Source organism: Staphylococcus sp. EG-SA-2, assembly GCF_017152085.1.
Window position 1 is genome coordinate 1 of the sequence record NZ_JACYHC010001185.1, and the last position, 654, is coordinate 654.

The window sequence follows — 654 nt, forward strand, 5'->3', positions numbered from 1 at the left end:
GGCTAATTTTATTAACGAGTTCCTCTGTAATTTCCATTGTGATTCCTGGAGACTCCGCTTCCTCTGGAGATAATCTGTATCCAACTATAAAGTCTTTATTGCCATACGCTTCTTTCGCTTTAAGCACTTCTTCAATCACAGCGACCGGGAATTTATATTGATTTGCCCATACATCATTTCTTCTATTATAGTATGGTGATACAAATTGATGAATTAAGTAATGATTCGCGCCATGTATTTCAACACCATCAAACCCTGCTTCAATTGCACGTCGTGTTGCTTCACCAAAATCCTTGATTGCTTGTTCAATCTCTTCATTCGTCATTTCTCTAGCACTATGTTCTTGTTTCTGACCGAAACTTTTTAAAGAAATTGGACTTGGTGCTACGACGTCTCCATCAGGTATTAATTCAGGCAATGCTTGTGCACCACCATGATGTATTTGTACGAGTGCTTTGGCACCGTTTTTCTTCATTGCTGTAGCTAATCGTTTTAGTCCTTCAATATCACTGTCATGCGCGATTGACGGCTGTCCTGGAAATGCTTTTCCGACATCACTCACATTACTCGCAGCATTAATTGTAATACCAACATCTTGTGAACGCTTTTCAATATAAGGAAGTTCTACATCTGAAATAGTACCATCATCATTTG

General features: G+C 38.8%; 1 protein-coding gene. It reads right to left on the bottom strand.

Translation table 11 applies throughout. The features are described from left to right. A partial coding sequence (locus IDG60_RS28100) for an oxidoreductase (protein ID WP_481906113.1) occupies positions 1–654 on the bottom strand: 654 nt, incomplete at both ends.